The organism is Vibrio sp. YT-15, from assembly GCF_033337445.1.
Taxonomy (GTDB): Bacteria; Pseudomonadota; Gammaproteobacteria; order Enterobacterales; family Vibrionaceae; genus Vibrio; species Vibrio alginolyticus.
Genome location: NZ_JAWOQR010000003.1, coordinates 313033 through 330369 on the forward strand (window position 1 = coordinate 313033; position 17337 = coordinate 330369).

At 44.6% G+C, this 17337-nt stretch carries 13 protein-coding genes; 4 read left to right on the forward strand and 9 right to left on the reverse strand.

Annotated elements, in window-relative coordinates; translation table 11 throughout:
- Positions 1-131: 131 nt before the first annotated feature.
- A complete protein-coding gene (locus R7D93_RS08400) occupies positions 132-866 on the reverse strand; it encodes a vancomycin high temperature exclusion protein (protein WP_205390822.1) in 735 nt (244 codons plus the stop codon).
- 154 nt (positions 867-1020) lie between these two features.
- A complete protein-coding gene (locus R7D93_RS08405) occupies positions 1021-2709 on the reverse strand; it encodes an NAD-dependent malic enzyme (RefSeq protein ID WP_005377977.1) in 1689 nt (562 codons plus the stop codon).
- Between the two features lie 213 nt (positions 2710-2922).
- Here R7D93_RS08405 and R7D93_RS08410 point away from each other — a divergent pair, with 213 nt between their 5' ends.
- The 3 genes from R7D93_RS08410 (at position 2923) to R7D93_RS08420 (ending at position 7946) form a co-directional block, all read left to right on the forward strand.
- Complete coding sequence (locus R7D93_RS08410; RefSeq protein ID WP_213987231.1) at positions 2923-5277, forward strand: helicase-related protein; 2355 nt, start codon at positions 2923-2925, stop codon at positions 5275-5277.
- Positions 5278-5565: 288 nt separating this feature from the next.
- Positions 5566-5943 (forward strand): transporter, encoded by a 378-nt coding sequence (locus R7D93_RS08415; protein WP_225495577.1) that lies wholly within the window; start codon positions 5566-5568, stop codon positions 5941-5943.
- 329 nt (positions 5944-6272) lie between these two features.
- Entirely contained in the window at positions 6273-7946 is a 1674-nt protein-coding gene (locus R7D93_RS08420; RefSeq protein ID WP_225495578.1) for an alkaline phosphatase D family protein, read from the forward strand.
- Positions 7947-8024: 78 nt separating this feature from the next.
- On the opposite strand, the gene R7D93_RS08425 is transcribed toward R7D93_RS08420, so the two are convergent.
- The 7 genes from R7D93_RS08425 to R7D93_RS08455 all read right to left on the reverse strand — a co-directional run bounded on the left by R7D93_RS08425 (position 8025) and on the right by R7D93_RS08455 (position 14008).
- A complete protein-coding gene (locus tag R7D93_RS08425; protein WP_064376418.1) occupies positions 8025-9128 on the reverse strand; it encodes a phosphoribosylaminoimidazolesuccinocarboxamide synthase in 1104 nt (367 codons plus the stop codon).
- 203 nt (positions 9129-9331) lie between these two features.
- Positions 9332-9724: a SulA-like leucine-rich domain-containing protein gene (locus tag R7D93_RS08430; RefSeq protein WP_005377962.1), complete on the reverse strand. Its 393-nt coding sequence runs from the start codon at positions 9722-9724 to the stop codon at positions 9332-9334.
- 411 nt (positions 9725-10135) lie between these two features.
- Positions 10136-10318: a hypothetical protein gene (locus R7D93_RS08435; protein WP_213892209.1), complete on the reverse strand. Its 183-nt coding sequence runs from the start codon at positions 10316-10318 to the stop codon at positions 10136-10138.
- A gap of 177 nt (positions 10319-10495) precedes the next feature.
- Positions 10496-11470 (reverse strand): J domain-containing protein, encoded by a 975-nt coding sequence (locus R7D93_RS08440; protein WP_225495579.1) that lies wholly within the window; start codon positions 11468-11470, stop codon positions 10496-10498.
- A gap of 76 nt (positions 11471-11546) precedes the next feature.
- Positions 11547-12206: an OmpA family protein gene (locus R7D93_RS08445; protein ID WP_005377956.1), complete on the reverse strand. Its 660-nt coding sequence runs from the start codon at positions 12204-12206 to the stop codon at positions 11547-11549.
- Positions 12207-12423: 217 nt separating this feature from the next.
- Positions 12424-13119 carry a DUF2786 domain-containing protein gene (locus tag R7D93_RS08450; RefSeq protein ID WP_005377954.1) on the reverse strand — a complete coding sequence of 232 codons (696 nt, stop codon included), beginning with the start codon at positions 13117-13119 and terminating at the stop codon, positions 12424-12426.
- Positions 13120-13327: 208 nt separating this feature from the next.
- On the reverse strand, positions 13328-14008 hold the full coding sequence (locus R7D93_RS08455; RefSeq protein WP_005388843.1) for a DUF3334 family protein: 681 nt from the start codon (positions 14006-14008) through the stop codon (positions 13328-13330).
- Between the two features lie 263 nt (positions 14009-14271).
- Here R7D93_RS08455 and R7D93_RS08460 point away from each other — a divergent pair, with 263 nt between their 5' ends.
- Positions 14272-17307: an FAD-binding and (Fe-S)-binding domain-containing protein gene (locus R7D93_RS08460; protein WP_213868404.1), complete on the forward strand. Its 3036-nt coding sequence runs from the start codon at positions 14272-14274 to the stop codon at positions 17305-17307.
- Positions 17308-17337: the final 30 nt, after the last annotated feature.

Here is a 17337-nt window from a genome sequence, read left to right on the forward strand (position 1 = left end):
GAATGCGAAAAAGAGTTTTGCCTGAATCGTAGAGCAAATTAGAAAGTGTGATGTTGAGAATTGGAAATGGGTAGAAAACTACCCATTTGTTTTATAGAAATGTTACTAGGCTTGTGAGCCACGTTATTCCTCTATTCGACGGGGACTTGAAGAGGCTCGTTATCTGCTTTATTTGGCTCTTTTACTGCAACGATAGGTTCTTGAGGGCCAAGGAACTTAGGCTGCGTATTGATAATATACAGGTCTAAAAACGCTTTCACACGGGCTAGCAGTTCTCGAACACGCATCGATGTTTTTTGCTTGTTGGCCGTCGGCCCTGCTACCGCGAGACACTGGGCATCAATGCTGTAAGCATCAGCGATGAACAGTGCGCGTTCACAGTGAAAGCGCTGAGTCACAATCAGAAATCGCTCCGAAGCAAAAATTTTTTTCGCTCGTACAATCGAATCTAAGGTACGAAAGCCAGCATAATCAAGGTGAATCACTTCTTCAGGCACGCCTGCTTTAAGTAAGTCGCGTTTCATTGTCCACGGTTCGTTGTATGAACGGTGGGCGTTATCACCACTCAATAAAAACTGTTTTACTTTGCCTTGGTTGTAAAGCTCAATCGCCGCATTAATGCGATGAGTGTAATAAGTGTTGAGGATCTTTCCGATGTATTTACTGGTACCAAGAACTACGGCAACCTCATGTTGAGGGATTTGCTCGTATTCAGTGAAAATGCTCTCTTTGGCTTGTAAAACCACCCACCGGTCGATGGCAATAACAGAAACAAGCAGACTAAGTGCAGAGATCGACAAAATCAAAGCAAATCGCTTCCAGGAAAATTTCAGCTTCCACTTTGATCTTATGCGAGAAAACAACAAAACGTTTTATATCCTTAACTAAAAATGTAGTTCTCATCATATCTGATAGAAACAAAAAGAGAGAAGCCCATTTATGCCAAAATCTGGTTAGGATGATAAAAAAATAAAAGCCCCTACATGGTAGGGGCTAATTATTAAACGAATTGTCTCAAGCTTAGAACGCAGTGCGTTTGTAACGGCGGTAAACAGGTTGCCAGAACGACTGTTCAATCGCCACGTTCAATGCTTCATCAGTAATTTCTAATGCGACACCTTGTTCAATTGCCTTTTTACCAACGGCAAATGCGATTTTTTTCGATACTAAGTGGATCTCTTCTAGTGGTGGAAGTAGAGCCCCACGACCGTTGATTGCTAGAGGAGAACATGTTGCGAGCGCGCGGCTTGATTCCATTAGCATCTCGTCAGTGACACGTTTTGCATTGACAGCAAGTACACCAAGGCCAATGCCTGGGAAGATGTAGCTGTTGTTACATTGTGCAATAGGGTAAGTGCGACCTTCATGAACCACTGGCTCAAATGGGCTACCTGTTGCAACCAGTGCTTCACCATTTGTCCAACGAATGATGTCGTTCGGTGTCGCTTCCACGCGGCTTGTTGGGTTCGACAGTGGGAAGACAATCGGACGCTTACAGTGTTTATGCATTTCTTCGATGACTTCTTGGCTAAATAGGCCAGGAGCACCAGAAACACCAATTAGTACCGTTGGCTTGGCGTTACGCATAACATCGAGTAGTGAGAAGCCATTTCCTTCATTTTCCCACTCTTTCGTATTGGTATGCTTTTGCACCAAGCGTTGTTGGAAATCAAGAAGGTTAGGCATGCCTTCTTGTAACAGACCCCAACGGTCAACCATGTAAACTTGTGAGCGAGCTTGCTCGTCAGAAATTCCTTCCGATACCATTTGCGCGATGATCGCTTCTGCGATACCACAACCAGCAGACCCTGCGCCTAGGAAGGTAATACGTTGTTTAGAAAGCTGAGTTCCTGCTGCTTTACAAGCTGCAAGTAGAGAGCCAACAGTAACAGCAGCAGTACCCTGAATATCATCATTGAAGCAACACACGCGGTCTTTGTAACGCTCAAGAAGAGGCATCGCATTTTTCTGAGCAAAGTCTTCGAACTGGATCAAAGCATCAGGCCAACGGCGCTGTACCGCTTGGATAAACTCTTCTACAAATGCATCGTATTCTGCACCCGTAATACGAGGATGACGCCAACCCATGTACATCGGATCAGCTAAGCGTTGCGGGTTATTGGTACCCACATCAAGCACGATTGGTAGCGTGTAAGCAGGGCTGATACCACCACACGCGGTATATAGTGACAGTTTACCGATAGGAATACCCATGCCGCCGATACCTTGGTCACCCAAGCCAAGGATACGTTCGCCATCTGTCACAACAATCACTTTAACGTTGTGGTTTGCTGCGTTGTTCAGCAAGTCGTCAATACGGTCACGGTTCGGGTATGAAATGAACAGACCGCGACCACGACGGTAAATGTTAGAGAAGTTTTCACATGCTGCGCCAACAGTCGGCGTGTAGATGATAGGCATCATCTCAGAAATGTGATTTTGCACTAGGCGGTAATACAATGTTTCGTTGGTGTCTTGGATATTACGCAGATAAATGTGTTTATCCATATCGCTTTCGAAACTTTTGTATTGCTGGTAGGCACGTTCCACCTGCTCTTGGATAGTTTCGGTCGACTCTGGAAGCAGACCTTCTAAGTTGAATGAACTACGTTCTTCAGCAGAGAATGCACTGCCTTTGTTCAAAAGAGGGGTTGCTAAAAGAGCCGGACCCGCATATGGAATATATAGTGGGCGTTTATCGTTGTTCATTGGGTGCCTTATGTAGGGTTGAAGGATGCGCACCAAATTTTAACGGGTTCACTATTTAGTTGTAAACATGCGTTGATGCACATCAATGTAATGTCGCAAAAAAATTCAGATACCGACGAAAATATCGGCAATATTGGTTGTTTAGAGATACCTAAAGCAGGATTTTTTTACTTGGGTATAATGTTTTGCATCATCAAATCAAATCCAATTTCTATGTTTCAACTACCTATCGACAGCCTGCAAGCCGAGTTTGACCATCATGTAAGCCTTAACCATCTTGTGGTGGAAGCCGAAACCGGGTCGGGTAAATCTACCCGCTTGCCCATGTGGGCGGCAAAACACGGACGCGTTCTGGTTATTGAACCACGTCGAATTGCTTGTACCTCGCTGGCTGAATTTCTTGCGGAGCAATCTGGAGAGCCAATAGGTCGCAAAGTCGGTTACGCGATCAAGCTTCATGCCTATTTTGATGAAAAAACCGAAGTTGTATTTGTCACTCCGGGGGTTGCACTGCGTTGGTTTTCGGAAAACAAGCTAGCAGACTTTGATGTCGTGATAGTGGACGAATTTCACGAGCGACGCTGGGATATTGATCTATTAACCGCCATTTTGAAGCAAGAAAATCAACATCGATTGATCGTCACTTCCGCTACCTTAGAAGGCGAAAAGCTTGCTCGTTACCTGAATGCTAAGCGCCTGAGTTCGGAGGGACGTTGCTTTCCAGTCACGGTGACACATCGTTCTACAGACAGCCGCTATTTACCGAACAAAAAGGGATGTGAACAGGAGGTTGTCGGAGCGGTAAAAGAAGCACTGGAAGATGAAGATGGCGATATTCTTGTTTTTCTCCCAGGACGTAAAGAGATCGCCCAATGCGCGCAGATGCTACAAAGCAGCAGTGATGTCATGGTGGTTAAACTTCATGCCTCGGTCAGTGATGCAGAACGACATCGTGCGCTGACGGTACAAAAGCAACGGAAAGTCGTATTGGCAACCAACGTCGCGGAAACCTCTCTGACCATTCCTAATATCCGGGTGGTAATCGATAGCGGCTTAGAGCGCAGAACTGTACAACGAAATGGACGTACAGCACTGACGTTAACCAACATTTCTAAGGCCAGTGCCGCGCAGCGAATGGGGCGAGCAGGTCGCGTTACCGAAGGGGCTTGTATTCGTCTATATGGTGAGCACGCGCCTTTAGAGTTGGTGACACCTCCAGAATTACACAGAGAAGAGCTCGTCGAGCCCATGCTGGCAGCGGCTTGTTGTGGGTACCGTCTCTCAACACTCGATTTTCTCGACTCAATTCCCCCAAAGTCGCTAGAGGCATCTCATTCGACGTTGTTATCTATGGAAGCGATTGATGAGGATGGCAATGTCACGCAGCATGGGAGAAAAGTATACCCACTACCCATTGATGCACTGTTTGCCGATCTCGTTACCAGAATTCAAGCGAAGCCAGAGAAGGAAGCAATGATTGATTTGGCTGCCGCCTTATCTGTGCCTGCGCAGCTCTATCAGCGACAAAGTGGTGAAGTCGCTGAGCTTCTATCTCAAGAGGAGCCATACGGATGTGATGCCTCTTTGCTGATCCGTTTGGTTCGGGGGGAGCGACTTCCGGGCATTGTCATTGATGCCAGCGCACTTGAAGAGGCACAAGGTTTAGCGAAACAAATGCGAGAAGTATTTGAATTGCCGGAACTTGACGTTGCCTCTCGATATAAACGTGAAGCGCTCTTTTTCTCCATCGCCTCATTGCACCCTGAGCTTGTGTTTGTCCGACGAGCTCGTCGAAGGGATGCTCTAGGAAATGGAGTAGTCGAGATGCTGGTTGGGCGTAACAGCCGCTTTCCTGATAAAGAAGAAGCGGCCATTGTGCTAGATAGCCATAGCGTGCCAGGACGAGGTGTTAAGCAAACACTAAACCTCGCATCGGTCATGATGCCTATCCCGCTGACATTATTACGCGAACTTGAATTTGGGGAGTGGCAACAAGGTGAGACGAATTATGAAGAAGAGACGCCAAGAGCAACAATGCATTTGGTCTACGCCGGGCGAACAATCTGTTCTGAACATCAAGCGTTACAAGGTGATGTTGCTGTTCAGTCTATTGTCGAAATGATAGAAGACGAGACACTGTTACCAGGATTTGCTTCTCAAAGAAAACAACAAATCCAACACTGGAAACTCTACAACGCATTGGGCCTTAATGTCGAAGGAGAAGAGGTTAACGACTTGGCCTCCTTGACATTTTCTAGCTGGTTAAAGGATCAGTTGGAAACATTAGGCGTTGAAAATGTCGATGATATGGCGTTGTTTGAACCGGAAGACTTAACATTTAACGGTGTTCCAGAATGGGAATACGACGATTTCACGGAGCAGTACCCTTTAGAACTTTCGCTGCCAGAACTCCAACTGGATGTTGAGTATTACGCGTCTCGCAAGCTAGTACAGGTCGTTTATCGAGAGGGAAACCGTAAGGGAGACCCGAAGCGTTGGGAGCTGCCACGCTGGGCTGGTTGGAAGATACAGTATAAAAAGGCCAGTCGAGTGATTGATGTGAAGTAGGTCGGCGGATGACGTTGTGACAAGAATTGATATTTTCTTGGTGAATCTATAGTTATTTCATATTGATAGCGTTACTTGTGTGTTGTTTTTAGTTTCTTAATTGAAATATTAATCAATTGAATGCTTATATATGGCGAAGCTGTACATCAGTTGTTACAAAGCTGGTTTTAATATTTCCTTTTGTATGTAAATTAGGGCATAAAAGACGAATGTTTTATATCCCATTGCTATATCAAAACAGTTGAACGATATTTGGTATATCTCATTTTCGAGTGTCGGGGGCATAGAATGGATCAACAAGGAAAGACGTGCATTGAATTCGACTACACTAGCTTTTTAGGAGCGACAGGTAGTAAGAAATGGACCTTTTTAGAGGCATTTGCCACCATCGCGCCTATTTTCGGTTTGATGTGGAAACAGAACATTACGGAATTGAGCAAGCCTGAAGATCGGTTGTGGGATGCCGCATTAAAATCGATGTCTTCTCGTAAAAGTGATGAATCCAATTTGGTCCGCTTAACCCAGTTAGCTAAACATGAAGGGATCAATGAATTGCGAGTCGTTATGCCATATTCGCTCGATGTTCAGCAAATCGAGTACATAGAATCTCGCAGTCAGTTGAAGGTGGATACGTCAGAACAAGATGTCCTTAACATCAAGTTTTAGGCTGAGCATTTCCACTTCATCGATGTACCACTTAACAATAGTGCAATGAAAAGCGACCTCAAAGTAGGTCGCTTTTTTATTTTGAGGTTTTTGTCACAGGTCTTGGAAGTGTGATGAATATAGAGTATTTGCACTTAAATTAACAAAAATGTAACGTTTGGAAATGCAATTGTCATAACTAGCTTCTAACTTTGTGTTTTTAGGACAAATTACCGACTAAGTGGTTGGTACTGTAAGTTCGAATTAACGTCCCTTATTGGCACACAAGGATGATTGAGTCACCACGTCATTTGGGCATAAAAACAAACACAATAAGAAAGGAAGTCAATATGTCTTTGTCTCGTCGAGACTTTATGAAAGCTGCCTCTTCAACGGCGATTGTTACCGGGCTGGTGGGCTGTGGTAGCGATGCTAGTGAATCTGTTGCGGTTACCTTTGAGCACGGAGTGGCGAGTGGAGATCCTACTCAAACACAAGTAATCATTTGGACTCGTGTTACAACCTCAGCGAGCTACGCAGATGTAAGCTGGCAAGTTTCATCTAACGAAAATTTTACTGATATCGTGCAAAGTGGCACTTTTGCCACAGACACGAGCCGAGATTTCACGGTAAAAGTTGATGTTCAAAACCTCAACGCAAATTCTCGCTACTACTATCGATTCATGGTTGGAGATGTCACTAGCGAAGTCGGGCAAACTCAAACATTACCAGAGGGTGGTGTAGAAAAGGCATCCATGGCCGTTGTTTCTTGCGCAAACTATCCTGCTGGTTATTTCCATGTGTATCGAGAGATCTTAAATCAACATGAGCAAGAACCGTTTGATGTGGTACTTCATCTCGGTGATTACATTTATGAGTATGGGGCTGGTGGCTACGCTAGTGAAGATGCTGAGGCACTAGGGCGAGAGCCAAGCAAAGGCACTGAATGCATTACCTTAGATGATTACCGAAAACGGTATGCGCAATATCGCCAAGATGCTGATTTGCAAGCGTTACATGCGAACCTACCAATGATTGCTGTCTGGGATGACCATGAGCTTGCAAATGATAGTTGGAAAAATGGTGCGGAAAACCATCAAGAAGAGGAAGGCAGTTTTAATGATCGTCGTGCAGCTGCGGCTGCCGCGTGGACAGAATGGTTGCCCGTTCGTGAAAACACTTTCTCAAACATGCTGATTTACCGTCAGTTTTCGTTTGGAAGTTTAGTCAATTTGATGATGCTCGACACGCGACTTGTGGGGCGTGATAAACCGTTGGATTATTTCTCGCTCAGCTCACCAACGATGGAAGCTATTGGCGGTTTAGTTGCCCAGTCGCGCAGTCAAGACCGAGAGCTGTTAGGCGGTGACCAACTCGCTTGGCTGATGGATGCGTTCAGTACGCACGACGCAACTTGGAATGTGCTAGGGCAACAAGTGTTAATGTCTCGTATGGAGTTGCCAAGTTCGGTTATGACCGCGATGTTTCAATTGTTTACTGCCACTGAAGAACAAAAAACAGAGGCGTTATTAGCGGTAAACTCTGCGATTACGGGTTATCTCTCTGACTCAAGTTTAGATACCATTGCTTTGCCATATAACCTAGATGCATGGGATGGTTACTACGTTGAGCGAGAGAACGTTTATCAACTGGCCAAAGCCAGCAGTGGTAACTTTGTCTGTTTGGCAGGAGATACGCACAATGCATGGGCAAGTGAGCTTAAAGACGTATCTAAGCATCCTATCGGGGTAGAGTTTGCGACTAGCTCTGTGAGTTCCCCTGGGTTAGAAGCCTACCTCGCGTTAGACCCTGTTGCGATCACTCAAATGGAATACACGCTGCCGCACTTAGTGTCAGAATTACAGTGGGCAGACATCAAACAGCGTGGCTTTATGCGCGTTACTTTTACGCCCGACAAGGCAGAGGCGACCTGGTATTTCGTATCAACGATTAAAGACAAAACATATCAGGTGACGACCAAGTCAGCCTCTACAACAGATGGCACTACGTTAAATATCGGCTAAACTGAGCCTAATACGAAAAAAGTCCGCAAGCTAGTGCGGACTTTTTATTGGAAAGCATTTAGCAATCTAGCGACAGTGCTAGTCAATCAATCCGTATTCTTTGCTCAGAACTTCGATGATTTCCGCTTTCGGATTCTCACTCAAATGAATCGGCTTGCCTGTAATCTTCTCGGCAATACCAATGTAGGTGCTCGAAATCGCCATCAAAGATTCGACGGGTAAAGCATTATCACGAGCGAGTGCTTCACGCTCTGGCATACGTTCTTTATTTAGCAAGATATCTGGGTCAGGGAAGTGGTTAAGTAGGAACTGGCGGAAACCTTCTTTTGAGTTCTCTACGATGTGACCTGCTTGGTACTCTTTAGCATCCCATATACGAGACGAGTCTGGTGTACCCACTTCATCCATGTAAATCAGCTTTTCATTGCCAGCAGCATCATGAACATAACCAAATTCGAATTTGGTATCGACAAAGATTTGGTCAATTGCTTCTAATGCTTGGCTGATAACGTTAAAGCCTTCTTTCAGCAGTTTTTCGTAGAGTGCGATATCGTCCGCACTTGAGAAGTTAAATGCTTCGTAGTTGTCTACGATATTTTGACGAGTAATATTAACGTCATCCGCTTCTGGCACACCGGGAATGCCTTTTAGAATGCCTTTTGTGGATGGGGTCATTAGCAACTCTGGCAGTGCTTTGTCTTTTTCTAACCCTTCAGGAAGTTGGATTCCACAAAACTCGCGCTCGCCATTTGCGTAAGCGCGCCACATCGAACCCGTGATGTATTTGCGGCAGATGGCTTCGATTTTTACCGGTTTGGCTTTTTGTACAATCCAAACAAAAGGGTGAGGAATGTCTAGAATATGGCTATCTGCTAAGCCATTTTCTTTGAACAGTTTGAACCAGTGATTAGAAATCGCATTAAGCGCAGCCCCTTTACCCGGGACACCATTAAGACCACCTTCAGCATGCCAAATACAATCGAACGCAGAGATTCGGTCGCTAATCACCATGATAGCCAAAGGCGCATCTGGCGCGACATTGTATCCTTTTTCTTTGATCAGTCGGGCGCTGTCTTCATCAGTTAACCAGTAAACTGAACGAACTTTTCCACTATGAACGGGTTTATGGGTGCGAATTGGCAGGTCGTCATTGACGGCAAGTACTTGATTAGCAAGGCTCATTGCGACATTCCTATCATCTTAATCAAACGTCAGAAAGAGAAGATATTCAGCAAAATGTGGGCGCTGAATAAATCGAATGTGGGCATCATACCAGAACTATTTTAACTCGCCAGAGAAAAAGCAAACGTTTGCTTGTTTTCTTTAATACAAAAAATGCCCCCTTAAAAAGGAGGCGAGATGCAGGATGGATAACGTCGAACTTATTAGTGGTACTTATTAACTCTGCCTTCGACGAAAAAGACTTCACACTGATAGCGCTGCGCCATGTCGCGCAACATAGATTGATTCATAAGTGCAATTTTATTTGATGCAACAACAGCACTGGCATTGCCTGATCGGATGGCTTTGATCACGATCTCGACTTCTGAAAGCTGTTGAGAGGGCTTCATTTGAATAACGTTTTTACAGCAAATATTAGAAGCAGTGAGTTGTTCAAAGTCTGGACGAGGGCAGTCTGCTGTAAACAAAATCCATTGTTTCTGCTGCGATAAAACAGCCAGCTTAGATAGAAGCTGATCCGAAACGGCCATGGGCTTAGTTGCTTGTGCCAATACGTTGTAACGAGAGTATGTATGAGATTGACTTTGTAACTGCATCTTACTGTTCCTTTATACATGCTGTATGTGTATACAGTAGTTTGTTTTGGTGACCTGATCAACCAGTTTCTCAAAAGTTATTTGCGGTTTTTTGAGAAGGAAATAAAAGGATTTGATTCTAAGTAATTGAATTTATGTGGTTGTTTTTCATTTTTGATATGTCTAACATCAATTTAAAAATGTGAGGTGAGTAGAAAACTGGACGAGAGACATACAGGGGTTTACTACTGTATATACAGGTGTTTTTCACGGAAAGTGGTTTGTATACAGTAAGAGAGGGCTGATAACCGATGCGACGTGCTATGTAAGATAGGAGGGAATACGAGATAGAGATTGGAAATAGGGCTTGGCCGATCAAAAAAGCGCCTTAAAAGGCGCCTTTGAAAATCAGTTCCGTTGATTCCGTCTTGCTTAGCTCGCTCGTTGCAAGCGTTCGCGCATTTGTAATTCGCCTAGGTTAAATAGGCGCACGTCGATTTTCGCCATATCGTAGCAAGCTTTACATGAGTAGTGGTGCTTGCCATCTAAATAATCGTGACGAGTTACAAGGCTAGGTTTTTTACACCAATCACAGGTGCCTTCTTCAGTGAACATTGATTTTCTCCCCACCTAGATTAATTTGAGTCGTTAGGTGTTATTTTGCGCCGGGCATTATGGCATAAAAGCGCGACTTAAGTTAAATGTCTGTTAATTTGTTTGAGAGGGAGATCGATTGCGGTGTTTGATTATATGGGAATAGAAGCATGGCAGCCAAAGTATCCTGACCTATTTTTACTGTTTTGTAACATTTTGTGAAACGAGCTTAAAGGCATGATTGAGTCGCTTCATTTCTTCTTCACTGCCCCTTGTGTCAGGATGATAAAGCTTTGATAACTGTCTATAGCGTAGCTTGATTGCCTGTAAATCAGGGATGGTTTGTGGTGTGTAGCCAAACATAGCACACGCGACGCTTAGCTTATGGTTTTCTGCCTGAGTTTTGGATTTCTTAAATTCTCTGAATAGTTTCTCTAACTGACGCTTCAGTTGCTTGTTCGTAAACTCTAGCTCTTTTATTTTTTCCGCCATTCGTTGATTTTGGCTTTCCTCTTTGGCTTCACGCGCTTTTCTATTCTGCTTGAGGTTTTTGATCACGAGGAAACTTAAGCCGCTGATGATGAGTATCGCCGCTAGCCAGATCAGCCATAAAAACTGCGAGTGTTCTACTTTGGGGTTTGCAACTGTGCTTTTCTCTTCCTGTGCTTGCTCAGCCTTTTTATCGAGCGACTTTATTTGCGAGACTTGTTTAGCTCGCAGTTGGTTGAAGCGCTGCTCTAATAGTTGATTATAAGCTTGTTCTGCTGCTGGATTATGCTGAGAAGCCATTTGATACAAGGCTTCAGTCAATTGAGAAGTTGTGACCTTATCTGGATTGCGCTGAATAAAATCGGCGAGAAGAAAGCCACGATCGGTTGGGTCATTGAGTGCGATAGAGGTTAGCCAATATAACGCTTGTGTTTCATTTTTTTCACCATTGATCCCTTTAGCAAAGTCGTTCGCGAGCTGTTTTTGTGCAGGGAGGTAACCTTGGTTGGCGGATTGCTCTAGCCAGTAGCGCGTTTCTGGTGAGGCTTCAGCTTCGTTTGATGCCAATAATTGTTGTGCGTACTCGTATTGTTCGATGGGGTCATTTGGAGCTTGAGAGGCAAGCGAGTAACCAGAAAAGCTGAGGCTAAATAAGCAGAGTAGGGCAGACGTTTTGACAGACATCAATATGTCAGGCCTAACGATAATGGTTAGGCCTGCTCCGGTAATTTTTTATTATTACCGTTATGGTGCAACCAAATTACTTCAGTGGCAAGATCTGGATTTCAACACGACGGTTGCACGCACGACCTTCAGAAGTTTGGTTTGAGCAAATTGGGTTACGTTCGCCGTAGCCGCGTGCAATTGCACGACCAGGTGCAACGTTTTGAGATACTAGGAATTGACGTACGGACTCTGCACGGCGCTCTGACAACGTTTGGTTGTATGACTCACTACCTGTGCTATCCGTGTAACCGTCAATAACGAGACTGGTATCTGGGTACTCAACTAGGATGCGAGCAACACCGCGTAGAGTATTATGGATACTAGCATCAAGCTGGTAAGAGCTTGAAGAGAAGCCGATACCGTTTTCCATACGCAGTAAAAGCTGATTTTCACCAACACGCTGAACTTGTACGCCAGAGTTTAGCAAAGCGCGACGTAATTCCGCTTCTTGTTGGTCAAAGTAGTAACCAACGCCAGCGCCAGTCGCTCCGCCTGCGGCTGCACCAATGAGTGCATGCTGACGACGTTCTTTAGCATCATCACCCGTTGCTAGGCCGATTGCTGCGCCAGCGATCGCACCAATAAGCGCGCCTTGCGTGGTGGAGTTAGTTTCGTATTCACCCGTTGTTGCATTTTGGCGTTGAGTGGCTTGACAGCCAGTAAGAGCTAGCACTAGAGCTAGTGCAATAGGCATCTTTTTCAAGGGAAAATCTCCGTATAAAACTGAGGCGAAACCATGCCTCATAATGGGATGCGAATTATGAATAAACAAGCATTGATATTTGTTATGAGAAAGTAAGATTGATAAGAGTTTCTGTAAGAAAATTCCTATCAATACTGCCAAAGCTCTCAAAGTAAGCCCCATCGACATCGAAGTCATTGCTGCTTATGTGAATCCTTTACTATTCTGGCTATTTCGATGAATCGCCCAACATTTTGCGTGCTTGTTCGCCGCCCACTCCACGGTTAACTGAAACCTTTCTACCTTTCTTTAAGCCCACTTCGTAGTCTTCAGTTAGGTTTTTCATCGCTTCTTTCAATTGCTTCTTGAACGTTTCGCGGTCAATGTTTTGGAATTCTTTATCAATATAGTCATTAATTTTATTGGCCGACTCTTCATCTGGAGAAATAATTGGCAATTTTTCAATCGCGCCTTCCACCCAGCCAGATACAAATGAGTTCACACGGCGAGTCACTTCCTGAGAAGAGGTGCCGGTGCCAGCAAAGCTGTTTCGGAATTGTCCGGTACTTTCGTTCATCTCGCGATAAACAATATCGAAAGCAAATGCAGCAAAAATAGCGCGATCTGCTTCACCGATAAATTCGACACGTTTGAGCCCTTTGTGATTCAACAATACTGCTTCGACACCGAATTTTGTGTTAATGCCGCGAATCACTCGCAATATGGTAGAACTGATGTTCGCTGGTAGCAGATGAGAAGATTGTGTTTTTCCCATTCTGATGAACTCAATATCGTCTTTATCGAGACCATATTTAAGCATGAGGCGATGTGCCATTTTGATAGCATTGGCAGCCTCATTAACATTAGCGGAATTGCCCAGTTCTAAGCACTTGGCGATTTTTTTCAGAGCTTTTTGTTTATCCATCGACAACCAGTAACGAAAGCAGAAAATTTATGAAGTCAGACATATTACCTTTTTTGACATAAAAACGAAATACAAGGTGGGACTGAAGATAATTTCTGCACATAAAAAGAAGCCTCGCATTAAGCGAGGCTGGCGTTTTAGTTCGTCGTAATCAGTATGAAGTCGTACTTGTGTCTAAGAAGCCATTCTTCATTAAGATTCGTTAGAATTACAACCCGAGCTGGTTGAGCAAGTCATCGGCATCATCGTTTGATCCCGACGATTTAGATTCTTTCTCAGCCAACTGTTTACGTGTTGCCTCTAAAATGTCGTCTGGGTTTTCGTCTTCAGCAACTTCAAACTCTTCCAGTTGGATGAACTCAGTTTTATCCATTGCTAGCTCGAGATAGAAAATATTGTTGTTTTCGGTGGAGAATGTCACTCTGCGCGCTTGAGGGCGGTCAAGGTTGGTATCAACTTGTAAGATAACTTGCTTATTCAGCGCCAGCATTTTTGGTTGGTTTTGTGTGATGTTCGTTTGCAGGTCTTTACGAATTTTATTAGTGAAGTCTCCGACCAGTTGATTCATGAGTTCACCCAGAACATCGCCTACCTCGTCAGAAGTATGAGATATTGCCAGCTCTTCTTCTGGCATGCCCATATTACGCATGTAGTTGGTGTAGATCTCCAGTGCGGCTTTTGCCGTAAAATTAATCACAACTAGCCCGGTAAATCCGCCATCAAACAGAACAAAACAGCCAAAATCTGGTTTGAGGCTAGTCTTGTGGATTTTTTGCACCATTGCTGAATAATTTACTTGAGAAGATGTCGCCGAAGTAAGTACGCCAGAAACAGACTGGCAAAGTTTGAGAAGGATATCTTCAGTGGTCACAATTTTATTTTTTTTCATTCTGAAAACTCATCTAGAAACGCGATTCGTTCCCCAATGTAAGGCATCAAGCGTGAAAAAATAAAGCATAAGTTTAATTATTGTATCGAGATTCTGATTTGCTCGTCTTTTTAAATGTTGTAAAGTGACGAAATTCAAAGAATATTACTTCACTAACTCTTTTGTGGTGTTTTTTTTCGCTTAGCGCCAATTTGTATGAGAAGTGAGCAAATAATTACACAACCCGCAGCTGATCGGATCAGCGTCGTAGGGGCAGGAAGCAAATGTTACCAAGATTACACTCGCAAACTGATGTCGATCCTCTTGTTCTTAGTTTTCTGAAAGAGCTTGAGCACGCCGGATTCACTGGCGATATCGAAAGCCAATATTCAAGCCGACTAGCGGTTGCCACTGACAACAGTGTTTACCAGCAACTTCCTCAGTCTGTCGTTCATCCCAAAACGACTGAAGATGTTTCTCTCCTCGGGAAACTGAGCAATAAAGAAAAGTACGAACGAATTACCTTTTCACCTCGTGGTGGCGGCACAGGGACCAATGGTCAGTCGCTAACCAAAGGTATTGTGGTGGATATGTCTCGTCACATGAACAAAGTGCTTGAGATTAATGAGAAAGAAGGCTGGGTTCGTGTACAAACTGGTGTAGTGAAAGACCAGTTAAATGACGCTGTTCGTCCTTATGGCTACTTCTTCTCTCCAGACTTATCTACCAGTAACCGTGCAACGATTGGCGGCATGGTCAACACCGATGCTTCTGGTCAAGGTTCTCTGAAATACGGAAAAACATCCGATCATGTTTTGTCGCTACAAGCGGTGTTTGCTGATGGTTCAATTTTAGAGTCGGACTTGTCTCATGGTTACCCAAAAGAAGGCGAGTTTGCTGCCAAGGCGCTACGTGTAACGGAATCCGTATGTCGTGAAAAACGCCAGCAGATCGTAGATAAGTTTCCTCCTCTTAACCGATTTTTAACGGGCTACGATTTAAAAAATGCCTTGAATGAAGACGGTAACCGTTTCGATATCACACGAGTACTGTGCGGCGCGGAAGGTTCATTGGCATTTATTACCGAAGCAAAGCTGAACCTGACGCCAATTCCGAAAGCACGTACTTTGGTTAACGTTAAATACAACAGCTTTGATTCTGCACTGCGTAATGCACCGTTTATGGTAGAGGCGAAAGCGCTGTCTGTAGAAACCGTTGACTCAAAAGTGCTTAATCTCGCGAAGCAAGATATCGTTTGGCACACCGTGAGCGATTTACTTACCGATGTTCCAAATAAAGAGATGCTTGGCATCAACATGGTGGAATACGCAGGTCAGGACGAAGAGGAAGTTGCTGCTCAGGTTGCAGCATTGACCGCCAAGCTCGATACCATGTTGGAAACAGAAGAAGCGGGCATTATCGGCTACCAAGTTTGTAACGATGTAGCTAGCATTGGGCGTATTTACAACATGCGTAAAAAAGCGGTGGGTTTGTTAGGCGCAGCAAAAGGTCGTGCTAAACCGGTCGCATTCGCTGAAGATACCTGTGTGCCACCAGAAAACCTGGCGGACTTCATTGTAGAGTTTCGAGAACTGTTAGACAGCAAGTCTCTGAATTACGGCATGTTTGGTCACGTCGATGCAGGGGTGCTTCACGTACGTCCTGCGTTGGATTTGTGTGACCCGCACCAAGAAGCATTGATGCACGAAGTTTCTGATGAAGTGGTCAAGCTGGTGGCGAAATACGGCGGTTTGATGTGGGGTGAACACGGCAAAGGTTTCCGTTCAGAATATGGCCCTGAGTTTTTCGGCGACGAGTTGTTTACTGAACTGAGACGTGTGAAAGCGGCATTCGATCCACACAACAAAATGAACCCGGGCAAAATCTGTACACCGCTGGATAGTGATGCAGAGCTTGTCAAAGTTACCGATACCAAACGTGGTTACTATGACCGTCAGATTGACGTTCAAGTACGTGACAGCTTTAAACAAGCGATGGAATGTAACGGTAACGGTTTGTGTTTTAACTACGATACTAGCTCGCCAATGTGTCCATCGATGAAAGTAACAGCCGATCGTCGTCATTCACCGAAAGGTCGTGCGGGTTTGGTTCGCGAGTGGTTGCGTCAGCTTACTGAGCAAGGCATTGATATTCTTGACTTAGAAAAGCAAACACTAGAAAACAAAATATCAATCAAAACCATGATTGACCGCGTACGTCATTCTATCAATCGTCGTCACGAGTATGACTTCTCTCACGAAGTGTATGAAGCGATGAATGGTTGTTTGGCGTGTAAAGCGTGTGCGAGTCAGTGTCCGATTAAAGTCGATGTTCCGAGCTTTCGCTCGCGCTTTTTAAACATCTATCACTCTCGTTACCAACGTCCTGCAAAAGACTATCTGGTTGCCAACATTGAGACTATGCTGCCGATGATGGCGAAAACGCCAGGTGTCGTAAATGGTGTTTTGAAGCAGTCGTGGGTGAAAAGTTTAACGGCATCTACGGTCGGGTATGTCGATGCGCCGTTGTTATCAGTACCCACCTTGAAACAACGAGTAGAGTCGCTGACAACGCCTTATGATCTGCAAGCGCTCAGTGGTTTGTCTTCGTCTGAAAAGAGCAAGCATGTTTTAATTGTTCAAGACCCATTCACTAGTTACTACGACGCTGATGTCGTTGAAGACTTCGTTAAGTTATTGAAAAAGCTGGGTATGAATCCGGTGCTTCTGCCGTTTAAGCCGAATGGTAAAGCACAACACATTAAAGGGTTTTTACGTCAGTTTAAGGACACAGCAGCCGACACAGCGAAGTTCTTGGCGATGGTAGCGGATTTGGATATCCCACTAGTTGGCGTCGATCCTGCTTTGGTGCTGTGTTATCGAGATGAATACGCTGAAGTGCTTGGCAGTAAGCGAGGTAATTTCGATGTACTAACAGCCCACGAATGGCTTTACCCAAGACTAGAAGCGTTTGAAAGCGGAGAGCATAAGGCGCAGGAACCTTGGTATCTGTTTGCGCACTGTACTGAAAAAACCAAAATGCCAAATGCGGAAAAAGAGTGGGGCGCTATTTTTGCTCACTTTGGTGCAGTTTTGAATACGGTACCTGTTGGTTGTTGTGGTATGGCGGGTACGTTTGGTCATGAGGTTGATAAGTTGTCGATGTCGAAAGACATTTACAATTTAAGCTGGAAGCCGAGCTTAGATAAGTTGGATAACGAGAGATGTTTGATTACAGGCTATTCTTGCCGCAGCCAAGTTAAACGCTTTGAAGGAACGAAGCCCAAGCATCCCGTTCAGGCGCTGTTAACTTTGTTGTAATCGGACTAAATCAAGCCCAGTTTTACTGGG

Bases quoted from the DNA above. Each gene is read 5' to 3' on its own strand.
- R7D93_RS08440 (WP_225495579.1), bottom strand. From the start codon at position 11,470: ATGTCTGTCAAAACGTCTGCCCTACTCTGCTTATTTAGCCTCAGCTTT.
- R7D93_RS08445 (WP_005377956.1), bottom strand. From the start codon at position 12,206: ATGCCTATTGCACTAGCTCTAGTGCTAGCTCTTACTGGCTGTCAAGCC.
- R7D93_RS08405 (WP_005377977.1), bottom strand. From the start codon at position 2,709: ATGAACAACGATAAACGCCCACTATATATTCCATATGCGGGTCCGGCT.
- R7D93_RS08410 (WP_213987231.1), top strand. From the start codon at position 2,923: ATGTTTCAACTACCTATCGACAGCCTGCAAGCCGAGTTTGACCATCAT.
- R7D93_RS08460 (WP_213868404.1), top strand. From the start codon at position 14,272: ATGTTACCAAGATTACACTCGCAAACTGATGTCGATCCTCTTGTTCTT.
- R7D93_RS08415 (WP_225495577.1), top strand. From the start codon at position 5,566: ATGGATCAACAAGGAAAGACGTGCATTGAATTCGACTACACTAGCTTT.
- R7D93_RS08430 (WP_005377962.1), bottom strand. From the start codon at position 9,724: ATGCAGTTACAAAGTCAATCTCATACATACTCTCGTTACAACGTATTG.
- R7D93_RS08425 (WP_064376418.1), bottom strand. From the start codon at position 9,128: ATGAGCCTTGCTAATCAAGTACTTGCCGTCAATGACGACCTGCCAATT.
- R7D93_RS08435 (WP_213892209.1), bottom strand. From the start codon at position 10,318: ATGTTCACTGAAGAAGGCACCTGTGATTGGTGTAAAAAACCTAGCCTT.
- R7D93_RS08455 (WP_005388843.1), bottom strand. From the start codon at position 14,008: ATGAAAAAAAATAAAATTGTGACCACTGAAGATATCCTTCTCAAACTT.
- R7D93_RS08450 (WP_005377954.1), bottom strand. From the start codon at position 13,119: ATGGATAAACAAAAAGCTCTGAAAAAAATCGCCAAGTGCTTAGAACTG.
- R7D93_RS08420 (WP_225495578.1), top strand. From the start codon at position 6,273: ATGTCTTTGTCTCGTCGAGACTTTATGAAAGCTGCCTCTTCAACGGCG.